The sequence below is a fragment of the Ruoffia tabacinasalis genome (assembly GCF_005864045.1).
Lineage (GTDB): Bacteria > Bacillota > Bacilli > Lactobacillales > Aerococcaceae > Ruoffia > Ruoffia tabacinasalis.
On the sequence record NZ_VBSP01000123.1, the window covers coordinates 1 to 297 of the forward strand.

The following is a 297-nucleotide window of genomic DNA, read 5'->3' on the forward strand; positions in this document are numbered from 1 at the left end:
GAATAATGGTTTGCACACTTTTGACCGTCGGTCGATTGGTAGCTTTTAATACATCTTTACAGGCTTGTTCGATTTCATAATTGGTATATTTTCTTTCCAACTTCTTTAAAGTGAAGATTGCGTTGAGGGCTTGCTTTTCAACTTCATAAGTCTCAAGTAAAAAATTTACATGACTACCGCCAGCGAAATGTACCAGCGTTGCCAAGTTTTGTACCACCCTTTGCCATGAAATGTACCAGTCATTGCCAACCTGTTTACCACTTATTAACTTCTGTATAATTAATGTGCATGCCTACG

Annotated in this window: 1 pseudogene; it reads right to left on the bottom strand. The window is 38.0% G+C overall.

The features are described from left to right. Window positions 1-205 (bottom strand): annotated as a pseudogene (locus FEZ33_RS12285) (hypothetical protein); the annotation flags it as partial. Between the last annotated feature and the right edge of the window lie 92 nt (window positions 206-297).